General features: G+C 68.6%; 20 protein-coding genes and 1 tRNA gene. 17 read left to right on the top strand and 4 right to left on the bottom strand.

Annotation, left to right across the window (positions count from 1 at the left end):
- Window positions 1-450 precede the first annotated feature (450 nt).
- Entirely contained in the window at window positions 451-9,678 is a 9,228-nt protein-coding gene (locus Q9K23_RS03520) for a polyketide synthase (protein ID WP_305950390.1), read from the top strand.
- A 2-nt stretch (window positions 9,679-9,680) separates the two neighbouring features.
- Window positions 9,681-10,070 carry a holo-ACP synthase gene (locus Q9K23_RS03515; protein WP_059035205.1) on the top strand — a complete coding sequence of 130 codons (390 nt, stop codon included), beginning with the start codon at window positions 9,681-9,683 and terminating at the stop codon, window positions 10,068-10,070.
- 27 nt (window positions 10,071-10,097) lie between these two features.
- Here Q9K23_RS03515 and Q9K23_RS03510 read toward each other — a convergent pair whose 3' ends face one another.
- Together Q9K23_RS03510 and bcp are read right to left on the bottom strand one after the other, a co-directional pair.
- Window positions 10,098-10,715 (bottom strand): TetR family transcriptional regulator, encoded by a 618-nt coding sequence (locus Q9K23_RS03510; RefSeq protein ID WP_020793435.1) that lies wholly within the window; start codon window positions 10,713-10,715, stop codon window positions 10,098-10,100.
- A 44-nt stretch (window positions 10,716-10,759) separates the two neighbouring features.
- Complete coding sequence (gene bcp, locus Q9K23_RS03505) at window positions 10,760-11,233, bottom strand: thioredoxin-dependent thiol peroxidase (RefSeq protein WP_053776119.1); 474 nt, start codon at window positions 11,231-11,233, stop codon at window positions 10,760-10,762.
- 171 nt (window positions 11,234-11,404) lie between these two features.
- Here bcp and Q9K23_RS03500 point away from each other — a divergent pair, with 171 nt between their 5' ends.
- From Q9K23_RS03500 to Q9K23_RS03490, 3 genes are all read left to right on the top strand, one after another.
- Window positions 11,405-11,626 carry a DUF3618 domain-containing protein gene (locus Q9K23_RS03500; RefSeq protein ID WP_020793436.1) on the top strand — a complete coding sequence of 74 codons (222 nt, stop codon included), beginning with the start codon at window positions 11,405-11,407 and terminating at the stop codon, window positions 11,624-11,626.
- Window positions 11,623-12,828: an Ig-like domain-containing protein gene (locus Q9K23_RS03495; RefSeq protein WP_053776120.1), complete on the top strand. Its 1,206-nt coding sequence runs from the start codon at window positions 11,623-11,625 to the stop codon at window positions 12,826-12,828. Before Q9K23_RS03500 ends, Q9K23_RS03495 begins: the two co-directional genes overlap by 4 nt.
- Window positions 12,829-12,943: 115 nt before the next feature.
- Window positions 12,944-13,019, top strand: a tRNA-Lys gene (locus Q9K23_RS03490).
- Window positions 13,020-13,316: 297 nt separating this feature from the next.
- Here the strand turns inward: Q9K23_RS03490 and Q9K23_RS03485 are convergent.
- Window positions 13,317-13,646: a hypothetical protein gene (locus Q9K23_RS03485; RefSeq protein ID WP_053776121.1), complete on the bottom strand. Its 330-nt coding sequence runs from the start codon at window positions 13,644-13,646 to the stop codon at window positions 13,317-13,319.
- Window positions 13,647-13,973: 327 nt separating this feature from the next.
- Window positions 13,974-14,270, bottom strand: a complete 297-nt coding sequence (locus Q9K23_RS03480) for a hypothetical protein (protein ID WP_020789748.1) — start codon at window positions 14,268-14,270, stop codon at window positions 13,974-13,976.
- Window positions 14,271-14,673: 403 nt separating this feature from the next.
- Here Q9K23_RS03480 and Q9K23_RS03475 point away from each other — a divergent pair, with 403 nt between their 5' ends.
- From Q9K23_RS03475 to Q9K23_RS03420, 12 genes are all read left to right on the top strand, one after another.
- The gene (locus Q9K23_RS03475; protein WP_020789744.1) at window positions 14,674-14,889 is read left to right on the top strand and encodes a hypothetical protein; all 216 of its coding nucleotides are present in this window, start codon (window positions 14,674-14,676) and stop codon (window positions 14,887-14,889) included.
- Window positions 14,886-15,344: a hypothetical protein gene (locus tag Q9K23_RS03470; RefSeq protein WP_053776122.1), complete on the top strand. Its 459-nt coding sequence runs from the start codon at window positions 14,886-14,888 to the stop codon at window positions 15,342-15,344. The genes Q9K23_RS03475 and Q9K23_RS03470 overlap by 4 nt, the downstream gene beginning before the upstream one ends.
- Window positions 15,341-15,511, top strand: a complete 171-nt coding sequence (locus Q9K23_RS03465) for a hypothetical protein (protein WP_020789760.1) — start codon at window positions 15,341-15,343, stop codon at window positions 15,509-15,511. Before Q9K23_RS03470 ends, Q9K23_RS03465 begins: the two co-directional genes overlap by 4 nt.
- On the top strand, window positions 15,504-15,887 hold the full coding sequence (locus Q9K23_RS03460) for a hypothetical protein (RefSeq protein ID WP_160319567.1): 384 nt from the start codon (window positions 15,504-15,506) through the stop codon (window positions 15,885-15,887). Before Q9K23_RS03465 ends, Q9K23_RS03460 begins: the two co-directional genes overlap by 8 nt.
- Entirely contained in the window at window positions 15,884-16,207 is a 324-nt protein-coding gene (locus tag Q9K23_RS03455) for a hypothetical protein (protein WP_020789774.1), read from the top strand. Before Q9K23_RS03460 ends, Q9K23_RS03455 begins: the two co-directional genes overlap by 4 nt.
- Window positions 16,208-16,212: 5 nt before the next feature.
- Window positions 16,213-17,709, top strand: a complete 1,497-nt coding sequence (locus Q9K23_RS03450; protein WP_053776123.1) for a ParB/RepB/Spo0J family partition protein — start codon at window positions 16,213-16,215, stop codon at window positions 17,707-17,709.
- 213 nt (window positions 17,710-17,922) lie between these two features.
- The gene (locus Q9K23_RS03445) at window positions 17,923-18,735 is read left to right on the top strand and encodes a hypothetical protein (RefSeq protein ID WP_020789759.1); all 813 of its coding nucleotides are present in this window, start codon (window positions 17,923-17,925) and stop codon (window positions 18,733-18,735) included.
- Window positions 18,728-19,006, top strand: a complete 279-nt coding sequence (locus Q9K23_RS03440; RefSeq protein ID WP_020789766.1) for a hypothetical protein — start codon at window positions 18,728-18,730, stop codon at window positions 19,004-19,006. The genes Q9K23_RS03445 and Q9K23_RS03440 overlap by 8 nt, the downstream gene beginning before the upstream one ends.
- The gene (locus Q9K23_RS03435) at window positions 19,003-19,554 is read left to right on the top strand and encodes a hypothetical protein (RefSeq protein WP_020789751.1); all 552 of its coding nucleotides are present in this window, start codon (window positions 19,003-19,005) and stop codon (window positions 19,552-19,554) included. The genes Q9K23_RS03440 and Q9K23_RS03435 overlap by 4 nt, the downstream gene beginning before the upstream one ends.
- A gap of 1,656 nt (window positions 19,555-21,210) precedes the next feature.
- Window positions 21,211-22,053 carry a hypothetical protein gene (locus tag Q9K23_RS03430; protein ID WP_053776124.1) on the top strand — a complete coding sequence of 281 codons (843 nt, stop codon included), beginning with the start codon at window positions 21,211-21,213 and terminating at the stop codon, window positions 22,051-22,053.
- A gap of 174 nt (window positions 22,054-22,227) precedes the next feature.
- Entirely contained in the window at window positions 22,228-22,500 is a 273-nt protein-coding gene (locus Q9K23_RS03425; RefSeq protein ID WP_152972581.1) for a hypothetical protein, read from the top strand.
- Complete coding sequence (locus tag Q9K23_RS03420; protein ID WP_020789746.1) at window positions 22,497-23,048, top strand: hypothetical protein; 552 nt, start codon at window positions 22,497-22,499, stop codon at window positions 23,046-23,048. Before Q9K23_RS03425 ends, Q9K23_RS03420 begins: the two co-directional genes overlap by 4 nt.
- Window positions 23,049-23,315 lie beyond the last annotated feature (267 nt).

Raw genomic sequence — 23,315 nt, 5'->3', positions numbered from 1 at the left:
TGGGAGTAGCCCACGGTGTGCGCGGTGGCTCGCCACCAGCACCTTCATTAAGTGTCGCACGTCACATAACGATTGAATAACGAACCATCTCTGACCTGCGGAGCGATCGCTCGGTGACTGAAAATGCGCCGTGAACTGCCGTGATTGTCGACGGGTGAAAAAAGGGATCGGAAAAGGCCTTTGTTACCCGTCGGAATACTCGTGAGTATACCGAGGGGTCAGGTCTGAACATGAGGAATCCCTCACTTTTGTGTGCCATGATGGTGCTCACGAACACGTCGATGGTGTCTCGAAGCCGAGACATGATCCCTGAAGTGATTGTCCAACAGGCGCGTTCGCAAAACAGTGCAACCAGAGGGCCAGGCCGGCGAACACCCGGGTGAGGTCGCGATACCGCATGTCCGGGGTCGGTTCGGGTTGCCATACATCACGAAGCCATCAGGAGGCCATGTGACCGTCGATCACCACCGCACCGGAGCCGGCGCCGCCCACAGTGGGCGCGCCACGCAGACACTGATCGACCGCCTCACCGGCGGCGAACCGTACGCAATCAGCTTCGGCGGTCAGGGCGCGGCATGGCTGCCGACCCTCGCGGAACTGGTGATCGACGCCGACCTCGAGCATCGCATCGCGGCGATCGTCGATGCCGCCGAGCGTCTCGTCGAGCCGGTCGCCGAGCAGGTCACCATGGCCCGCCCCGACGGCTTCCACCCGCTGACCTGGGTCCACGCACTCGACGCCGAAGAGACCGTGCCGGCCGAGGCCGAGCTCGCCGACTTCACCCTGTCCGGGCCCGGTGTCCTGCTGACCCAGCTCGCCGCGATCGAGTCCCTCAAGAAGCAGGGCCTCGACACCGCGCAGATCACCCCGGCCGCCGTGATCGGCCACTCCCAGGGCACCCTTGCGACCGGTGCGGTCGGTGCCAACGGCGAGATCGCGGAATCCGGTCAGGGCGGCCTCCTGGCGATCGCGCACCTGATCGGCGCCGCGGGCACCATCGTCGCCCGTCGTCGCGGTCTGGCCACCGCCGGCGACGGCACCCCGATGCTGGCGGTCACCGGCATCCGTCCCGAGCGCATCGACGCCCTCCTCGCCGACTACCGTGCCGGTCTCACCGGCGCCGAGCTCGAGACCGCTCCGGTCGTGGCGATCCGCAACAGCCGCACCTCGGTGGTCCTGTCCGGCGCCCCCCGTCACCTCAAGGGTTTCGCCGCCCACTGCGAGAAGGTTGCCGCCGAGGAGGCCGACGAGCGCAAGCGCAAGGTCACCGGCGGTGCGCCGTTCGCCCCGACCTTCGACCACCTGAGCGTCAGCGTCGCCTTCCACCACCCGGCGATGGCCGCCGCGGTGGACCTGGTCTCCGAGTGGGCCCGGGTCTGCGGCATCGACGTCGAACTCGCCGCCCGCTTCGCCCGCGAGATCCTGGTGGAGACCGTCGACTGGGTCGGCACCGTCGATTCGGCCGTCGCCGCCGGCGCCTCCTGGATCCTCGACCTCGGTCCCGGTGACCTCGCCACCCGTCTGGCCTCGCCGCTGGTCCGTGGCCAGGGCGTCGGCCTGGTGGCCGCTGCGACCCGTGGCGGACAGCGAAACCTGTTCAGCCCCGGCGGAATCCCCGAGGTGGCCCGACGCTGGAACGAGTTCGCGCCCAGCCTCGTCGAGCTGCCCGACGGACGCCAGGTGGTCGAGACCGCCTTCACGCGTCTGACCGGCCGTTCGCCGATGCTGCTGGCCGGCATGACCCCGACCACCGTCGACCCGGCGATCGTCGCCGCCGCGGCCAACGCCGGCCACTGGGCCGAGCTCGCCGGCGGTGGCCAGGTCACCGAGGCGATCCTCGCCGACAACGTCGCCAAGCTCACCGAGCTGCTCGAGCCCGGCCGTCAGGCACAGTTCAACTCGCTGTTCCTCGACCCCTACCTGTGGAAGCTGCAGCTCGGCGGCAAGCGCCTCGTGCAGAAGCACCGCGCCCAGGGCGCCCCGCTGGACGGCGTGATCGTCACCGCCGGTATCCCCGAACTCGACGAGGCCGTCGCGCTGGTCGACGAGCTCGTCGAGGCCGGCCTGCGCTACGTCGCCTTCAAGCCCGGCACCGTCGAGCAGATCCGCTCGGTCATCCGGATCGCCGCGGAGGTCCCGCACCACCCGGTGATCGTGCAGATCGAGGGTGGTCGCGCCGGTGGTCACCACTCCTGGGAAGACCTCGACGACCTGCTGCTGTCGACCTACGGTGAGCTGCGCGCCCGTCCGAACGTCGTGATCTGCGTCGGCGGCGGCATCGGCACCCCCGAGCGCGCCAGCAGCTACCTCACCGGCGCCTGGGCCACCGAGCACGGATTCCCGGCCATGCCGCTCGACGGCATCCTGGTGGGCACAGCCGCGATGGCCACCAAGGAGGCCACCACCGCTCCCGAGGTCAAGCAGTTGCTGGTCGACACCGTCGGTTGCGACGAGTGGATCGGTGCCGGTCGCGCCACCGCCGGAATGGCCTCGGGCCGAAGCCAGCTCGGCGCCGACATCCACGAGGTCGACAACGCCGCCTCACGCTGCGGTCGCCTGCTCGACGACGTCGCCGGTGACGCCGACGCTGTCGCCGAACGCCGCGACGAGATCATCGCCGCGATGGCACCGACCGCCAAGCCCTACTTCGGCGACGTCGCCGACATGACCTACCACGCCTGGCTCGACCGCTACGCCACCCTCGCGGTGGGCGACGCCAACGACGACCAGCTGCCGTGGGCCGACATCACCTGGCAGCAGCGCTTCGTCGACATGCTGCGCCGCACCGAGGCCCGGATGAACCCGCAGGACTCGGGCGCGATCCCCACCATGTTCGCCGAGGCCACCGCCGTCGCCGATCCGCATGCCGCGATCGACGCCCTCGTCGGTGTCTACCCGTCGGTCGAGGTGGATCTGCTGCATCCGGCCGACGTCGCGTTCTTCCTCGAGCTGTGCCGCACCCCCGGCAAGCCGGTCAACTTCGTCCCGGTGATCGACAAGGACGTCCGCCGCTGGTGGCGCAGCGACTCGCTGTGGCAGGCCCACGACGCCCGCTACCCGGCCGACGCCGTGTGCATCATCCCCGGCCCGGTGGCCGTCGCCGGTATCACCCGGGTCGACGAGCCGGTCGGTGACCTGCTCGACCGCTTCGAGGCCCGCGTCGTGTCCGACCTGTCGGCGGCGGGGGAGACCCCGGTGCCGGTGGAGTCGCGCAAGCAGGCCGGACTGGTCGAGGCCGACGGCGCGCTGACCACCGTGCTCGAGGCCGACGACGTCAACTGGGCCGGCCGTATGGTGCCGAGCCCGATCGCACGACTCGGCGACCGCGATCGCTGGACCGTGATCTCCGGCGAGCGCGCCGAGCACGAGCCGTCCGGCACGGTGCTCGAGCACATCACCGAGGACCGTTTCGACCTGGTCGTGCCGATCTCCGGTACGTCCGTGCGTATCCCGCTGCTGGTCGACATCTCCCTGCGTGACGGTGGCGCCCCGCGGGTGCTCGCCGACGACGCCTCGACCGCGATGCGCGAGATCCTCACCGTCGCCGCGGGCGGGTCCCTCGCCCCGGTCACCGGGGGAGTGTCCACCACCACCGTCGCCTGGCAGCCCGACTCGGTCGCCGACCACGCCGCGGTGACCGGCTACACCCTGCCAGCGCATCTGCACCCGACCACCCCGGCGCAGCCCTACGGCTTCGCCGTCCCCGACACCCTGGTCCGCTCCTGCTGGCCGAGCGTCTTCAGTGTCATCGGTGCGGCCACCACCGACGCCGGACTGTCGGTGGTCGAGGGCCTGCTCGACCTGGTTCACCTCGACCACGCCGTCGAGGTCACCGGTCAGATCCCGGCTGCGGCAACCGAACTCGTCGTCACCGCCACCCTCGGTGCGGTCGCCGACACCGAGGTCGGCCGCGTCGTGGAGGTGTCGGTCGACATCCGTGACGGTGACACCCCGGTCGCGGTGATGGCCGAGCGCTTCGCCATCCGCGGCCGCCTGGGCGAGGCCGAACTGGCCGACCCGGCACGTGCCGGTGGCGCCCTCGACGACGAGCGGTCGGCCACCCGCAAGCCGCTGCGCATCGCCACCATCACCGCCCCCGCGCGGATGCACGGCTTCGCCGCGGTCTCCGGTGACCGCAACCCGATCCACACCGACGCCTCGGCCGCCAAGCTGGCCGGTCTCGGTGACCCGATCGTCCACGGGATGTGGCTGTCGGCGGCCGCACAGCAGGTGGTGACCGCCACCGACGCGAAGAACCCGCTGCCGTCGCCGCGTCCGCTGCTCGGCTGGACCGCCCGCTACCTGGGCATGGTGCGCACCGGTGACGAGATCACCGTGCGCGCCGACCGCGTCGGTCTCGACGCCGGCCGCGAGGTCGTCGAGGTCACCTGCAAGGTGGGCGACGACCTGGTGATGAGCGCGACCGGTCTGCTCGCCGCCCCGCGTACCGTCTATGCCTTCCCCGGACAGGGCATCCAGCACAAGGGCATGGGTCTCGACGCCCGGTCGCGGTCCAAGGCCGCCCGCGAGATCTGGGACCGTGCCGACAAGCACACCCGCGCCGCGCTCGGCTTCTCGATCCTGGCCGTCGTCCGCGACAACCCGACCACCCTGGTCGCCGGTGGCACCACCTACCACCATCCCGACGGCGTGCTGTTCCTGACGCAGTTCACCCAGGTTGCCATGGCCACCCTGGGTGTCGCGCAGATCGCCGAGCTCAAGGAGGCCGGGGGCTTCGTCGAGGGTGCCATCACCTGTGGCCACTCGGTCGGTGAGTACAACGCCCTGGCCGCCTGTGCCGGTGTGCTGCCGCTCGAGGCCGTCCTCGAGGTGGTCTTCCAGCGTGGCGAGGCGATGCACCACCTCGTCCCGCGAGATGCCAAGGGGCGCAGCGACTACCGTATGGCCGCCATCCGTCCGAGCCAGTTCGGCCTGGACGACGCGCAGGTCACCGACTTCGTCGCCGGGGTCGGCGCCGAGGTGGGCGAGTTCCTCGAGGTGGTCAACCTCAACCTGCTCGGTTCGCAGTACGCGATCGCCGGCACCGTCAAGGGCCTGGAGGCCCTCGAGGCCGAGATCGAGCGTCGCCGTCTGGAATTCGGTGGCCGCCGTTCGTTCATCGTGGTGCCCGGCATCGACGTGCCGTTCCACTCCACCGTGCTGCGCGCCGGTGTGCCGGAGTTCCGCGGCAAGCTCGACGCCCTGCTGCCCGAGCAGATCGACCCGGAGATCCTGGTCGGCCGCTACATCCCGAACCTGGTGCCGCGCCTGTTCAACCTGGGCCGCGACTTCGTCGCCGAGATCGCCGCGCTGGTCCCCTCGGACCCGCTGGATGCCGTTCTCGCCGATTGGGATTCGTGGGCCGCACGCCCCAGCGATCTGCTGCGCGTGGTGCTGATCGAGCTGCTGGCCTGGCAGTTCGCCAGCCCGGTCCGCTGGATCGAGACCCAGGAACTGCTGTTCGCCGGCTCCGAGCGTGACGGGCTGGGTGTGCAGCGCTTCGTCGAGATCGGTGTGAAGGGTGCCCCGACCCTGTCGGGTCTGGCCACCAACACCCTCAAGCTCGACCAGTACGGCTCGGCGACCACCGAGGTGGTCAACGTCGAACGCGACAGCGCGGTCATCCTGGCCCAGGACTCCGCTCCGGAGCCCGAGGCCGACGAGCCCGCCGACGCCGCACCCGCGGCCGAGACCGCCACCGCCGCACCGGTTCCGGCCGCAGCGCCGGCCGTCGTTCCCGCCGCGGCCGCAGGCCCGCGTCCCGACGACATCGCCTTCGGCCCCGCCGATGCGGTCAAGTCCGTGATCGCGCTGTGGACCAAGATGCGGACCGACCAGATCGGTACCGCCGACACCATCGAGGCACTCTGTGACGGTGTGTCCTCGCGGCGCAACCAGCTGCTGCTCGACATCGGCGGCGAGCTCGGGCTCGGCGCCATCGACGGTGCCGCCGAGGCCGACATGGCCGCACTGGCATCCACCGTCAGCAGCCTGGCCCGCGGCTACCGTCCGCTCGGCTCGGTGCTGACCGACGCCGTCGGCGACCAGATCCGCAAGGTGATCGGCCCCACCGGCAAGCGCCAGGGCTACATCACCGACCGTGTCACCGGCGTGTGGCAGCTCGGCCCCGGCTGGGGTCTGCACACCACCGTCGCCCTGGCCCTGGGTACCCGTGAGGGCGCCAGCGTCCGTGGCGGCGACCTCGGTGACCTGCTCGACGGCGCGGTCGCCAACACCGACGCCCTCGACGCACTGATCGACCGTGCGGTCACCGCCGCCGGTGCCGCCCGCGGGATCGCGGTGGCCAAGCCGGCCGCCGAGTCCGGTGGCGGGGCCACCGTCGACGCCGCTGCGCTGGGTGAGTTCACCGAGCAGATCACCGGTCGCGACGGGGCCCTGGCCTCGGCCGCCTACACCGTGCTGTCCAAGCTCGGCCTGGCCGAGGAACTCTCCACCCCGGAGAACGTCGAGGACCCGAACGCGGTGATCGCCGCACTGGTCAGCGACGAGCTCGGTTCGGACTGGGCCCGCACCGTCGCCCCGGCCTTCGACGAGGCCAAGGTGGTGCTGGTGGACGACCGCTGGGCCAGCGCCCGCGAGGATCTCGCCCGCATCTGGCTGACCGAGGCCACCGAACTGGAGGCCGGTCTCGACGCCCGTGTGGCCGGCTTCACCGGCACCGGCGCCACCGTCGCCGAGCACGCCGGCTGGTGGCGGGCCAAGGCCGCCGCTGCCGGGAACCCGGTGCACGAGCGCGCCTTCGGCGAGATCGTGTCCGCCGCACAGGCATCCGGGACCGGGCGCTGGAGCAACGAGGTCGCCGTGGTGACCGGCGCCAGCAAGGGCTCGATCGCCGCATCGGTGGTCGGTGGCCTGCTCGCCGGTGGTGCGACCGTCGTCGCCACCACCTCGCGTCTGGACTCCGGTCGCCTGGCCTTCTACAAGGAGCTCTACCGCACCCATGCCCGCCACGACGCCGCCCTGTGGGTGGCCCCGGCGAACATGGCCTCCTACACCGACATCGACGACCTCGTCGCCTGGCTGGGCGGCGAGCAGACCGAGAACCTCGGCGGCACCACCGCGGTGGTCAAGCCGGCGCTGAAGCCGACGCTGCTGTTCCCGTTCGCCGCCCCGCGCGTCGCCGGTGATCTCACCGACGCCGGCGGTCGCGCCGAGCTGGAGATGAAGGTGCTGCTGTGGTCGGTGGAGCGGCTGATCGCCGGTCTGTCCGACATCGGCGCCGACCACGATCTCGCAGCCCGTCTGCACGTCGTGCTGCCCGGATCGCCCAACCGCGGTCTGTTCGGCGGTGACGGTGCCTACGGCGAGTCCAAGGCCGCCCTCGACGCGCTCACCAACCGGTGGGCCGCCGAGGACTGGGGTTCACGGACCACGCTGGCCCACGCCCTGATCGGCTGGGTCAAGGGCACCGGTCTGATGGGCCACAACGACGGGCTCGTCGACGCCGTCGAGGCCGCCGGGGTCCGCACCTGGACCACCGAGGAGATGGCCACCAACCTGCTGGGGCTGTGCGAGGCCAACACCCGCGCCACCGCCCGGGAGACCGCGGTCACCGCCGACTTCACCGGTGGGCTCGACCCGTCGATCGACCTGAAGGCGCTGGCCTCGCAGGCCGCCGACGCCGCCGGCCCCGACACCGATGAGGCCGTCGACGCCGACGAGCAGATCACCGTCGCGGCGCTGCCGGCACCGGCCCGCGCCAAGCAGGGACTGCGTCCGGAGTGGGCGCCGATCGACGCCCGCCCCGAGGACCTCGTGGTGATCGTCGGCGCCGGTGAGCTCGGGCCGTACGGCTCGGCGCGCACCCGCTTCGAGATGGAGGTCGACGAGAAGCTCAGCGCCGCAGGTGTTCTGGAACTCGCCTGGAACACCGGCATGATCAACTGGGACACCGCGCCCAAGCCGGGCTGGTACGACACCGAGTCCGGTGACCCGGTCGCGGAGTCGGAGATCGCCGAGCGGTACCACGATGCGGTGGTCGAGCGCTGCGGTATCCGCCGCTACGCCGACGACGGTGCGATGATCGACAACACCTCGCCGCTGATGACCTCGGTCTTCCTCGACGAGGACCTCACCTTCACCGTCGCCTCGGAGGCAGAGGCCCGGGCCTTCGCCTCGGCCGAGCCGGGCAAGACCCGCGTCGTCGCCGACGAGGAGACCGGCGAGTGGAAGGTGACGCGCCTGGCCGGTACCGAGATCCGCGTGCCGCGCAAGTTCGCCCTCACCCGCACCGTCGGCGGTCAGATCCCCACCGGCTTCGACCCCACCCGCTGGGGCGTGTCGGCCGACATGGTCGAGTCCATCGACCGGGTCGCGCTGTGGAACCTGGTCGCCACCGTCGACGCCTTCCTCTCCTCGGGCTTCACCCCGAGCGAGCTGATGCGCTGGGTGCACCCGGGTCTGGTCGCCAACACCCAGGGCACCGGCATGGGCGGCATGACCTCGATGCGCGAGCTGTACATCAACACGCTGCTCGGCGAGACCAAGGCCAACGACATCCTGCAGGAGGCGCTGCCGAACATCGTCGCCGCGCACGTCGTGCAGTCCTACATCGGCAGCTACGGCGCGATGATCCACCCGGTCGCCGCCTGCGCCACGGCCGCGGTGTCGGTCGAGGAGGGTGTGGACAAGATCCGCCTCGGCAAGGCGCTGTTCGCGGTGGCCGGCGGATTCGACGACCTCGGCATCGAGGGCATCGTCGGATTCGGAGACATGTCCGCCACCGCGGAGTCGGCCAAGATGGCCGCCCGCGGGATCGACGAGCGCCGCTACTCGCGGGCCAACGACCGTCGGCGCGGAGGCTTCGTCGAGTCCCAGGGCGGTGGCACGATCCTGCTCGCCCGCGGTGACGTGGCCGCGCAGATGGGCCTGCCGGTCCTCGGTGTGGTCGCCTGGGCGCAGAGCTTCGGTGACGGTGTGCACACCTCGATCCCGGCCCCGGGCCTCGGTGCCCTGGGTGCGGCCCGCGGTGCCACCGACTCGCCGCTGGCCTGCGCGCTGAGCGCACTGGGTGTGGGCGCCGACGACGTGGCGGTGGTGTCCAAGCACGACACCTCCACCCGCGCCAACGATCCCAACGAGTCCGAGCTGCACGAGCGGCTGGCCGGTGCGATCGGTCGCGGTGACGGTGCCCCGCTGTTCGTGGTGTCGCAGAAGTCGCTGACCGGACACGCCAAGGGCGGTGCGGCGGCCTTCCAGCTGATCGGGCTGTGCCAGGTGCTGCGCGACGGCGTCATCCCGCCGAACCGCAGCCTGGACTGCGTCGACGAGAAGATGCGCGAGTACCCGCACCTGGTGTGGCCGCGCGAGACCCTGCGGATGGGGGAGCGGTTCCCGCTCAAGGCCGGTCTGCTGACCAGCCTCGGCTTCGGGCACGTGTCCGGGCTGATCGCGGTGGTCCATCCGGAGGCGTTCATCGCCAGCCTGCCCGAGGCCCAGCGCGAGGTCTACCGCACCGCGGCCGCCGAGCGCGAGCGCAACGGCAACCAGCGCCTGCTGGAGGCCATGTGCGGTGGCGAGGCCGCCTACCGTCGTCCGGCGAACCGCCGCTTCGACGAGGCCCTCGACGAGCACGACGCCGAGGCCGGCCTGCTGCTCGACCCGTCGGCACGGCTGTCGGCGACCGACGCCTACGCCACCCCGGGATACGCGGGCTGACCATGGCAGTGCTGGGAATCGGGATCGACATCGTGTCCGTCCCGGAGTTCGCCGAGCAACTCACCCAGCCGGGTACGACGTTCGCCGACCGTTTCACGGTCGGCGAGCGTCGGGACTCGGCGGCGGGCACCGGCGACGACGCGCGGCATCTGGCCGCGCGGTGGGCGGCCAAGGAAGCCGTGATCAAGGCGTGGTCGGTGAGCCGATTCGCGCGGACCCCGCTGTTGCCGTTGATCCGGCACAGCGACATCGAGGTGGTCACCGACAACTGGGGCCGGCCGGCCGTCCGGCTGGCCGGCGAGATCGCCGAGCACCTCCGGGACACCCGCGTGCACGTCTCGCTGACGCATGACGGCCCCAGCGCCGCGGCCGTGGCGATCCTCGAGGAGTGATGCGGCCTGCGGGAGGCGTCCGCCGGTTCAGGCGGAGGCCTCCTCCAGGAGGAGATAGCCGGCGAGCATCCGCTTGAGTTCGGCGACGGTCTCGTCGTGGTCGTGGCCGTCCTGCACCGAGAAACTCAGCAACGAGTAGGCGGTGTGCACCAGGACCTGCGACATCATGTCGCGCCGGTCGCGCTGCGACGGGGTCAGCGGTGCGATCAGGCGTGAGACCTGTTGCGCCAGAACGAGTTCGTTCTCCGAAGCAGTGGCCCGGGTGGCCGGGGTGGACTGCACCGCCAGCCACACCGCGCGCCGTGACGGATCGTCTCGCCACAGGGCGGCGAGATGGTCGAGGAACTTCTCGAGCAGCGCTGGCCACTCCAGCGACGGCACCTCGGTGGCGAACTCGGTGAGTTCCTCGCGCACGGCGACGGTGTCCTGGCGGTCGAGCTCGCACACGATCACGTACTTGTTGGCGAAGTACTGGTAGAGCGTGCCGATCGGCACCTCGGCGCGTGCGGCGATCTCCTCACAGGTGAGGGATTCGAATCCGACGTCGATCAGCAGTTCCCGCGCCGACGACAACATCGCCGAGAACTTGCGTTTGCTGCGTTCCTGCGTCGGTCGTTTACGGGGGACCAGGGGCTGGGGGGTCATGTGACTGGCGGGCTCATCCGGTGGGAAGGGTGCGCGGTCGGGGATCAGACCGACAGGTCTCGACGCAGTTTGGCGACGTGGCCGGTGGCGCGGACGTTGTACTGGGCCTCGGCGACGGTGCCGTCCTCGGCCACCAGGAACGTCGAGCGGATCACGCCGGTGACGACCTTGCCGTACAGCTTCTTCTCGCCGAACGCACCCCACTCGGTGAGCACCGTCTTCTCCGGGTCGCTCAGCAGCGGGAAGGTCAGGCCCTCCTTCTCGATGAACTTCTCGAGTTTGGCGGGCTTGTCCGGTGAGATCCCGACCACCGCGATCCCGGCGTCGTTCAGCTCGGCCAGGTTGTCGCGGAAGTCGCAGGCCTGCTTGGTGCATCCCGGGGTCGACGCGGCGGGATAGAAGTAGACGATCACCTTCTGTCCGGCGTAGTCGGACAGGGAGACCGGGTTGCCATGGGCGTCCGGCAGGGTGAACGCCGGGGCGCGGTCGCCCACCTCGAGACGCTGAGTACCTGACATGACGCTCAGGCTAGCCCATCGGAGACCACGTACGGTTGCGGCGATGGCGTAGCCTTGTGATGCATTTCGCTGTGCTGTGCCTCGAGCCGGGTGTCTTCGCCCGGCCCTTGGTGTGTCGGGCGGATGTGACAGGGCGTCTCGCCAACCTTTTCATCTCTCTGGGAGGACCACGTGGCCGGGGATACCGACCGTATCGAGCAGGACATCGCGAAGGCCCGCGAAGACCTGGCCAACACGCTCGACGAGCTGGCTGCGCGCGCCAATCCGCAGCGGCTGGCCGACGACGCCAAGGCCACCGCGCTGGCGACACTCAACAAGCCGCCGGTCAAGTACACCCTGGTCGGTGTCGGGGCGGTCGTCGCGCTCCTCGTCATCCGCAGGATCATGGCGTGATCCCCGCGCGGGGCCATCGTGCCCGAAACGCGCTCCTCCTACTCACCGTCGGCGCCGCTGTGACCGTTATGCCAGGTTGCACGGCGTCGTCGTCGTATCCGGACACGGTGGGTGACGTGCCGGCGCTGAGTTCTCTGGGGCAACCGACGATCGATGTGACCGGGTGGGGCAACCGTCCGGTCCGCGACGATGCGGTGGGTGTGATGCCCGGTGCGCCGCTGACGGTGACCGCTCACGAGGGCGGCCTGACGTCGGTGACCGTCGCCGGGCCCGACGGTCCGGTCGCGGGCACGATGTCGTCCGACGGCGCCACGTGGACCGCCACCGACGGACTCGACTTCGGCACGCACTACACGCTGACCGCCGCGGCCGACGGCGTGCAGGGGACCGGCGCACGCAAACTCGGGTTCTCCACGGCCTCGGCGGATTCGACGGCGAGTGCGACCAGCGTCACCGACGACGGCGAGACCGTCGGCGTCGGGCAGCCGGTGATGATCAACTTCGATCAGCCCATCACCGACAAGAAGAACGCGCAGCAGGCGATCACCGTCACCACCGATCCGCCGGTGCAGGGGGCGTTCTACTGGGTCAACGACTCGATGGTGCGGTGGCGTCCGGAACACTTCTGGAAGCCCGGCACCAAGGTGAGTGTGAAGGTGAACACAAAGGGCATCGACCTCGGTGACGGCGTGTACGGCGACAACACACTGAACACCCACTTCACGGTGGGTCGCAGCTTTGTCGCGGCCGCCGACGACAAGACCCATATGATCACCATCACAGTCAACGGCAAGGTGGTGAAGACCATGCCGACCTCGATGGGCAAGGACTCGACCCCCACCAACAACGGCACCTACATCGTGGCCGAGCGGGAGCCGAGTGTGATCATGGACTCATCGACCTATGGTGTCCCGGTGAATTCGGCCGGCGGCTATCGCGAGGTGGTCTATGACGCCACCCGGATCTCCTACAGCGGCATCTATGTGCACTCCGCGCCCTGGTCACTGGGCGATCAGGGGGTCGACGACGTCAGCAACGGCTGCCTCAACGTGAGCCCGGAGAACGCCGAATGGTTCCTCCAGCACGCCAAGCGTGGCGACATCGTCACCGTCAAGAACGCTGTCGGCCCCACCTTGCCGGGGGATGACGGACTCGGTGACTGGAACGTCCCGTGGTCGGTCTGGTCGAAGGGCAACGCCTGAGCCAACACCGCGGATTGCGCCCAAAACCCGTCCTGACCAGGCGATTTCATATCTCGGCAAACTGTCATGTAATGTTCTCTTCGGCTCAAGGAGCGGAACACAGAGCCAAGGCCAAGCGCCATTAGCTCAATTGGCAGAGCAGCTGACTCTTAATCAGCGGGTTCGGGGTTCGAGTCCCTGATGGCGCACCATCTGGCGGAGGTCCTTTTTAAGGGCCTCCGCCTTAATGGATTTCGGGACCACGTCGTCGTCGATCCCCCAGTCGGCCGGGTCCTCATGTACGGCGACGAGCAGCAACCATGCTCGCCACTTGTCCTTCATTGACAGGTCTGCCGGGTCGGTAACATGCATCAGCTTCGCGAAGGTGTTCCGAGTACCTACTGCCGGCCCGACCTGTGTCACGATCGCTTCGACGGCGGCCTTCAGTCCGCCCGATGTGCGGAACATCTCAACCGCCAGGGCGTCGCCCCAAAGAACTTCCCGAGTGATCATCGCTCAAATCTCCTGTTGTAGAGCACGAGTTCTCGTCCGTCGTTGCACTCGTTCACGAGTGCATCGAGGTCCACTACGTCCGACCACGGCGTCTTACGCAGGGTGTCAATGGCTGCTGCGGGAGAGTCTGTGTATCCGCTCGATGCCATGACTGTGCCTTTTGCAACGGCCACGTAGAGCTCGGCCGCCATCACGCATGCCGCACACATTGGGATGTCCGGCGACGTATCCGGAGGCGGCAGGAGCTGGCCGCCGTCTCCCTCGCTGAACTGATCGCAGAACGAATGACCTCTCAGGGTCCAGATGTGCTGCTGCTTTTGCGACATGTCAGAAATGCTATTGCGTGCGTTCTTGACATGTCAATGTACGACTTGGCACTGTTGCCATATGTCAAAACTGACTACTGGCAGTCTCGCGAGGCGTCGACGCGAGGAGCTCGGTCTGACTCGAGCGCAGTTGGCAACCCGCACGGGCACCTCTATCAGCACAATTGACCGGCTGGAGCTGAACGACAAGGTCCCAGGGGTTCATAGCCTTGTCCGGATTGCGGCCGAGCTGCGAATGTCTCTTGACGACCTGCTCGTCCACGAATGCGTCAGCTGTTCGACCGACCGGAGCCAAGAGTGAATGCGCTCCGCCCAATGCGTAGACGGCTACGTAGATCGGCTCTGCAGAACCATCTCAACGTAGCTGCGGGTCTGGCTGCCGGCGGGGTACTCGGGGGGCAAGGAGACCACGATCGGCACCCCGGCAGTCACCCACAACCGAACGATCTCCCCGGTGTCGACTGGGATCGGAAACAAGTGGCTCCCGCCGAGTGCGTCAAGGCAGAAGATCACCTCGAGCAAGTCGTCGGCGATCTCGGCGTTCACGGAGAAGTCCATCCCGTTGTAGTTGATGACTGCGCGGGCTCCCGAGGTGGGGATGAAGTAGCTGTTCGAATCCGTCATCCGCGAATCGTAGGTCGGCGGTCGGGCATTCTCCGCGCATCCGACGTCGACGTTGAAGGTGTCGCGTTCTTGCGTGGCCTCCTGCTGGCCTCCGTCGTCTCTCTGACGCTCTGGGCTGTTGTTGCCCTACTGGCCTGGGTGGTGTGGGCGTGAGCGCCGCTGTGGAGCCGCTCTCTGGTGTCGCTGGGGTTGCGACACGAGGGAGCACAGGGGCGGTCGGGACGGTCGATGCCGCAGACCGGGGGCGGTCTGCTGAGCTCCCGTCCCGACCTCTCCTGGACAACAACCCGATCACTCGCCTCATGCAATCGATCGACCAGATACAGGCCGTGCTCGACGGCCTGGGTCTCCTCAACGTCCAGGCGTCGCCTGGGTCCCTATCCGAGCCGAAGGGAAACACCCCATGATCCAGTCTCTCTACGAGTCCGTCGCGCAGACCGCCGCGGCGTGCATGCTGGCCGTCGCCGGCCTGTTCACCGGAGTGGTCCTGCTGATCGACCGCGGCGACCGCCGCCGGTGGGAACCGATGATCATCCACAAGGGGGAGATCGTCGACGACCTCGGCCCGTCGTGCCCGCTGAACGTTCTGCCGCCACGTTCGGATCGAGGCCACCGATGACTGCCACTCACTTCGACCGCGACGACCTGGCGCAGGACAGAGCGATGGATCGCCGCGAGGAGCGTGCCCGGGCGCGCGGTCAGGACATCGACACCGCGTCGGCCGTTGCTGCGGCAAAGGGCAAGCCGGGTCCGGCCCCGACCGTCAAGGTGGCACCGCCGAGTGCGGTGACGAGTGGGGTGAGGCGTCGATCGTTCACCCCGGTGGCCTCGCTTCCGCCGCGTGGCCGTATCCCGGGCGCTCGCCAGGACCTGATCGACTACGCGATGAAGGCCGACAACCACGGTGTGTGGCTGCGGTACGAGCCCACTCCGGAGCAGGAGCCATTGACCATCGGTGCGCTCACGACCGCGGTCCGGAAGCGCACGGGCGGCTTCGTCGAGGGGTTCGAGTGCGCGGTCCGGCAGAAGTGCATGTACATCCGGTTCGTCGATCCCAAAGGTGACGGGTCATGAGCGGGCAGCAGCTGTCCGCCGAGGTGCGAGACCTTGACGGGGCGCTCGTCGCGATCGACCAGATCGAATGTCAGCGCTGCTATCGGGCGCTGCCCGGCCTGCTCGTGCGTGTGGCGAACGGAGTGTGCGCCTCATGTGAACGCGACGGAGGTGCCGGCCATGCGTGACCGCCACCTGTCCCTGGTCCCCCCGCTCCCGCAGGCCACAGCGGCCTCGGACTACGCGACACAGGCCGCGACCGCGCTCGGCGCGGCGACGGACTATGTGCGTCGCCGTGGTGGCACCGTCGAGATCGCGATCACCGACATCGACGGCGTCGAGCTGGTCACCGATGCGGCGTCGTCGGATCTGCCGGCGTTCGTGGTTCGTGCGGAAGCGCACTTCCGCACCGCGCACTCCGAGACCGTGATCGTCGGTGTCGCCGAGCCCGTCGAACGTGACCAGTTCCTCTCCGATGACACGCAGTACCTGTCGGCACAGGCGGAAGCCGTCTACGACCTCGTCACACAGCTGCGCCCGCACCCGAGCGAGGTCCGCCTGTGAGCGGCCGAGCACCACGCCGCTGCCGTCGCTGCCACCTGCCGGTCCTCTACTGGCGCAATGCCAACCGCGAGGACTCCTACCTCAAGGTCGACCCGTCATTCGACGAACGCGGCACCGTGCAGAAGATCGTCAACCGCGACTCGATCACCGGGCAGCCGACCGTGTGGGGCCGACGACTCACCGGCCGCGACCTCGAGGACGCGATCGCCAATGGAGAGCGACTGCACCAGCTCCACTCCCAGACCTGCACTGCCAACCGCACGCCCAATCCGCGACCCGACGGCCTCTCCTGGCCCCCGACAACGAAAGACAGGAGGTGAGCGGGATGCCGAGCACACAGACCGCCACCATCACAGATCTCGCACTGGACCAGCTGAACCCACACCCACTCAACGTGCGCCGCCAGGTCGGCGATGTCACAGACCTGGCCGCGAACATCAAAGCGGTCGGCATCATGCAGCCTCTCGTCGTGGTCCCGGTTGAGGGCGAGGGCGAGGGCGAGGGCAACCAGTATCGGATCATCGCCGGCCACCGCCGCTTCGCGGCCGCGGCGAAGGCCGGACTCGACACGGTGCCGTGCGTGATCCGACACGACCTCCCCGCCCAGCTCGACCAGGTCGCCGCGATGCTCGCCGAGAACGGCAACCGATCCGATCTGACCGCGACCGAAGAGGCCAACGGCGTGCAGACGCTGATCGATCTCGGCGACACGGTGAAGCAGATCTCGGCTCGCACAGGCATGTCGGCGACGAAGGTGCGGCAACGAGCGAAGGTGGCCAAGCTCCCGCCGAACGTGCTGGTCGGGATCGACCGTCACGCGGTGACGTTGGCCGACGCGGTCTTCATCGCCGAGCACTCCGATGACCCGATCGACGCCGAAGATCTGGAGAGGGCGATGGGCACCCGGAATTGGGGTGTCGTCCGCCAGGCTGTGCTCGACCGCGCCGCCGAACGCGCCCGACAGAAGAAGGTGCGCAAGCAGGTCGAGGCCGAGGGCATCGAGGTCGTCACCGACTGGGAGACACACCGGGAACGACGCCGCGAGGCCGCCGAGCAGTTCGGCCGAGTCCTCACCTTCGAGGTGCCGTGGAATGAGCGCCGCGGCGACGATCTGGCCCTGGCGAAGGACCCTGAGTCGGTCTCGCTCGTCCACATCGCGCCGCACCCGATAGCGATCGTCGGGGCCGGCAAGTCGTCCAAAGAGGTGTTGATCATTCACACCGCGGCCCCGCCCCGCCCGGACACCGCCACCGCTCCGGTGACGGAGAACGAGAACGCGGTGGGCGTCTCGCCGGAGGTCATCGACACCGACGCACCCGAGATCGGCGTCGAGGACGAGGACGACGAGGAGCGGGAGTACCAGCGCGCCAAGCATGAGCGTGAGCTGGCAAAGAAGGTGCGCCGCCAGTTCATCGCTGACCAGATCCGCAACGGCACCCTCGAGTCGACACGCGAGTGGGGTCAGTTCCTTGCCCAGCACGCGCCTTACGACTCCGAGGGAGATCCCGAGTACTTCGAGATCTCGTTCGGGGGCCTGGACGATCTGTTCGATGGTGATGCTCGCCCGTGGATGGCGACTGCGACACCGGCGGCTCTCCTACGTGCCCTCGTCTGGGTGACCGTCGCGTTGGAAACCGACGCGACGGTCACCCACCCCCACGGGGTCGGGTACCTGTCGACGCTGCAGCTCCGAGCCGCCATCGGCTGGCTGGACCTCCTCGAGCGCCTGGGACACGTGCTGTCGGACACCGAGGTCGCACAGCGCGCCAAGCTGATCGAGCTCGCCGCCGCCGACGACGACGCCGAGGTCGACGGTGAGTAAGGGGGGAGGGTCATGGTCGATCCCGACGACTGGTGGCACTCCCTGCCGATCGAGCGGCGCCGGCAGATCTACCGGTGGGTCGAGCAGCCAACCGGCACCCACCCCGAAACGCCAGGACAAGCCGAGCTGTTTCCTGGCCTGGGCGACCCGACCGCTGCAGAGACTGATCGTCGCCGTCGCGGTCGCAGCCGCGCGTCGTAGCGGTGGTGCGCCGTGGCTCTGACGTTGCTCGACATCACCGTCGACACCAAGGACCTCCGCCGCGCACTCACCGCGGTCGTCCCGCACGCGTCGACCGACGCGGACTGGCCTGAGCTGTCCCGCGTCCGCTGCCACATCGACCGCGAGAACCTCACTGCCGCAGCGACAGACCGCTACACCGCTGCGTTGGGGTTGTGCTCGGTGTGGGAATGCGACGAACTCAGCGGCCCGGGCAGCATGGGTGCCGCCGACGTCGGATCGATCGACTTCGGGCTCGAGCAGGTCAAGAAGATCCTCGCCGTGTTCAAAGTCGGCCGCAGTGGTGACGACGACTCGCCGCAGTGGAAGGTGCGTGTGCAGCTGATCGCCACCTCGAGCGCCGAGTCCGCCACCCTCATGGTCAGGCTCACTGACATGTCGGGTCTGTTCCCCGGTGAGCAGCTCGAGTTGCCGGCGTTACCCGCCCATGATGGCGCCCCTGACATCCCGCAGATGTTCGCCCGCTGGACCCATCGCCCGGCTGCCGTTCTCGACGTGTTCGGTGTCACCGGCAAACTGATCTCCCGATTCAAGGTCGCGGCCGCCGCGTACGACGAACCGCTGCTGATGACCTCGGTCGGCGCCCCGGGCCACGAGCTGATGCTTGTCCGGTGCAGCGACTCGTTCCTGGGCGCGGTCGTACCGCGCCGCTTCGACGAGGACGTCGACGCCAAACACAAGGAGTGGCTGGACGACTGGGTGCGTCGCCTCCCTGTCCCGACCGGCCTCGCCGACCTCTCAGGTGTGTACTCGGCCGACGACGAGAAGGACTCCGACGATGACTGATACTCGCGATCAGCCCACCTGGGCCCGTATCCGGCACGGTGCCGGGTGCGCGCTCCCTACCCGACTCGAGGACGGCACGATCGGCGTCCTGCCGGTCAGCGTGCCGACCCGCCTCGTGTTTTCCCATATCGACGACGACGGGTACGCGGTGTGGTTCATCCCGGCCGGCATGTGGTCGCCCGGCGACACCGTCGAGATCGGCCCGGTCCCTGCCGATGTCCGTGTCGAGTACGAGATCGACCCAACAAACGAACTGGAGGAGATCGGATGATCACCGAACAGCAGGCAACACCGACAAAGTTCCGTGCGCAACCCGTAGAGATCGAGGCCTTGCAGATCGTCAATGCCGTCGAGTCGCTCAACGTCGCGCTCGCCTGGATCGGTCACCACGGAGGAACAGCAAGGCGCGCGCACAACGCCCGCCCCGACCTCGGCCTCATCGTCGTCAATCCCGAGGGCGACATGCTCGCTCGCCCGGGAGACTGGGTGATTCGCGACGCGCAGGGTGAGTTCCGCACGTGTCAGCCCGAGCTCTTCGCCAAGAGCTACCTCACTTACGAAGGGCCGGAACTTGATCCGGCGATCCTCCCCGCGGACATAGACCTCCGTGCGGGTATCAGCGTGATCTCCATCGCAAGTGGCAGACCGGCGAAGGTCCGCCCCAGCGTCTCGCTCGATGGCGGACCGGCGGTGCAGATCATCGTGGACCTCGACGGCTTCGAGGTCTCGCTGTCCACGCCGCTGCATCGGCTGCTCGACGGACTCGAGTATCTGGCCGACCAGGCGCTGGCCGTCAGTGCTGAGCTCGGCGACCTGTAGTGTCCGCGAGCTTCGACGCCGCGCCCTGTCGGTGCGGACACCCGGCAGCCGATCACGAGGGCGACCTGTACGGGCGGTACCCGTGCGGCTGGACAGATCGGGTCATCGGCGACGCCGATCTCCTGGCCGCCATCCTTGAATGTGATTGCACTGCATACCTTCCCGCGGGCGGGAGTGCCGCCTGATGTCCAGATCCCGGCCGCGCGGACCGCCCGCGAAGGCCTTCACGAGGTGCGTGTTCCCGATGGCGTGAGAAAGGTGCTCGATGGCTTGGGTCCGATGGGGCGATGGATCGGCGATGCATCCGCTCCTGCTGTCCGTGCTCGAGCACCCCGAATGCGACGACCGGCTCCTCAATGAGGTGCACGGCTTCATCTCCCGGTGTGCAGCCCAATCTGGCCAGCACGCGACCGACTACGTGGTGACCCGAGGAACTGCGATCCAGATCGCGGGGCCGTCCCGAGTCGAATCGCTGCTCGCTGTGTGCTTGTTCGCCGAGTTGATGAGCGAGGTGCAGGCCGACGACGGGAGAACCGTCGCGGCGTACAAACTCGTGGATGACGATCCCGAGTTCCTGCACCTGCGCCTCAAGAAGGAGATCGAGTGGGAACGCCAGCGGAAGGCTGATTCCTCCCGCCCCCACCTGATCGTGCCTGTCCGCCTCCGAGACGGAGACGGATGCCGATGGTGCGGCTGCATCGTCGACTGGGCTGACCGTAAGTCCGGGAGAGCCGGCACCTACGACCACCTCACGCCCGGCGAAGCAGCGAGCATCGAGACCTACGTGGTCAGTTGCAAGAAATGCAACTCGTCCCGCCAAGACGGTGACCTCCCACAAGGGGTGACCGCACTCCTCGACCCACCCACCGACCCGTACTTCTCTCGGTACTCAGTCGAGTGGCTGACAACCAACGCCTGGCGCAAGTCTCAGGACCTACCGGTCCCACAGTCTGCGTCACGCTACGTCCCGCCTGGGAGACTCGCCGACGGCAGCCAGCCGCCGGCACCCGCCGACCCGTCCACCACCCCCGGATCGAAACCGACGCGCGTTGCGCAAAGCGCACCCTCGATCGATCCGGACCCGACGCGCGCTGCGGACACCAGTTCCGCACCCTCGGAGCCGACGCGAGATGCCGCCTTCTGCGCACCCTCGGCTGGTGGACAGGTCGGACCCCAGATCCCGGCCAACCCGGATCAGACGCGCGTCGCGCCTTGCGCACCCTCTGATCCCGATCAGACGCGTGTTGCGCCTTGCGCACCCTCTGATCCCGATCAGACGCGCGTTGCGCCCTGCGCACCCTCTGATCCCGGCCGGACGTCCTCACCCGGGCATGACCTGCCCGTACTGGACACCACGTCAGCCACCCCCGGATCTGACAGATATCTGACAGATCCGGATAGATCCGGACAGATCGATGCGGTACGGGACCTATCAGAACTGGTCGGGTCGGGTCGGGTCGGGCCGGGTCGGGTCGGATCCACAGATCGTTCTCACTCATCTCCAGACCTTGTCCCCGAGCGTCGTCGCCGTGGTGGCCGTCGACGCCGAGAAAGGTGACTCACCAACATGACTCGTTACCAGGTTGTTCTCTCTGGTCTGTCTACCGAGGACGTCGACGACTGGGCTGACTGGGTCGGCCGCGACGGGAGCTGCTGATGTCCGTCGTCATCGACACCACCCGCGAGGTGTTCGACGACGCTGCCGAGCACCGGGCGCGGCAGCTCGCCGCGAAGCTCCGCGACGACGTCGCCGACATCCTGTACCTCGCCGAGGTGTGGCCGTGGCTGGTCAACCTCCGAGTGCCGGGCACCCGCAAGCGGTGGGCTCAGCACGACATGCGGCGTCGGACCGCGCAGTTGACGGCGAGCGCTCTCGACGCCATGGGCTGGCAGGGTGTGCCGCGACCGGCAGCGGCTGACGTCGCGGTCCTCGATGTCCTGGCGGGGATCGCCGACGTCGCACACCGCATTGCGGACGAGACGCTGCAGCTCCTCCCGCAGTACCGGCTCGAGGTGTGGCGACCCGATCGGCCGGCGTCCCACGATCCGCGGCCGTGGCTCCATGTGGCTGCCCGCCTGCTGCCGCAGGCTCACGAGGTCACCGTCGACGACCTCGACCCGCTCGCCGAGTGGATCGAGAAGCGGCTCGGCTCGCTGCCGGACGAGGCCGCCCGGCTCATGGGCGACGTCCGTGACGGCCAGGACCTCGCCGGGATCTGCCCGTGGTGCCACGGCCTCACTGCTCGAGGTGTTGGCGAGCCCACCTTGCGTGTCCACTTCCCGCGTGACCTCGACGTGTCGCCGCAGCCGTTCGATCCCGACGCACCGGGCCGACGCGCAGACGGTGACGGGCCCGGTGCTGTGATCGTGTGTCACGGGATCAACTGCAGCCCACCGCCTGACGCCTGTGGGCAGTGGTGGCACGACCGCCCCGCCTGGAATCCACGCGAGTGGGAGTGGCTGGCCAAGCGGCTCGGATCGCCGGGGGCTGCATCATGACCGCCGCAGTCGAGGCCGAGGTTGTGCCGTTCTGCACCGAGTGTGGTGGCCGCGTCTACCAGCGAGCCACGACCGGACTGTGGTGGCACTACCACGGCCCGGACTTCTTCGGCCCCTGCGATTGGGGTCGGCCATATCCGAAGACCAGCCAGATCAGGAAGCGAGGAGGTCGTCGTGCCCAACATCGTTGACTTCGTTGAAGCCAGGCTCACCGAGGAGGGAGCCAATGCAGAGGCGATGCCCGACCCGGACAAGTGGCGGCGCATGCTCGACGCGCTGCGCACCGTGAGCGGACAGGTCGTCGCCTACCTCGAGGCGAATGACCTCGAGCCCGCCGACAACCCGATCGCCGCGGGGCTGCTCGTCACGGCCCAGGTGTGGTCGGATCATCCGGACTTCCAGCCAGCCGAATGGTTTCCTCGGATGAGCAAGGCGGGCAGGCGATGACAACCGACGACGAGATCCGAAGCGATCGGGATTCGATAGTCGAGATTGCGGAATCGATTCTCGACATTCCCGAGTTCGACGAGCCGAGGTTCGTTCCGTTCGCGGTCAAGGTTGCGGACCAGATCATGTCGAGCCAGTGGGGCCGTGACGTGCGGGACCTGATGTACGCGGCCGATCATGAGCATGCGTACTACCACTACCTCGCGATCGACGATGTGCGATGTGGCTGCTGCGATCTCCGGTACGGGGAGAGGGAGCAGTACGGGTGCTGCAGTCAGTACGGCATCCACGATCACTCGCACGAGTACGCACCGGATGCGCTGCGGGCTGCACGGCTGTGTCGAGACGACTGCCCCCGATGGTGGGCGCGGCCGAAGGACCTGGACGAGCGGGCCGACGAGGAGCGCGCCTCGTTGCAGCACGGGTTGTCCACAGGCATACTGACCTCGCTGGTTCCCCCATGCCCCGAGGGCGAGGGCGAGGGAACCACGGACACGCCGGCCACACCGGTTCCCCCGCACCGTGAGGGTGAGAGGGAGCGGCCATGAGGGCGCGACTGAGAGTGTGCACAGAGCCGGGCTGCCCCGAGATGCAGGCCGGGTCGAGGTGCCGGCAGCACCAGGCCGACAGGGACCGCCGCCAGAGGCTCACCGTCCCGACGAAGGTGTTCGCCGGCCGCGACCGAGTCCGACGCCGAGCAGCAGTCACCGCGCACCGAGACCGTCACGGAGACTGGTGCCCCGGCTTCGAGCGCGACCCACACCCTTCCACGGACCTCTCCGCAGACCATCGCGTCGAGATGCAGGCCGGCGGTG

It is taken from the genome of Gordonia sp. NB41Y (assembly GCF_030718915.1).
Lineage (GTDB): Bacteria > Actinomycetota > Actinomycetes > Mycobacteriales > Mycobacteriaceae > Gordonia > Gordonia desulfuricans.
This window is presented reverse-complemented; position numbering and strand designations above follow the sequence as displayed.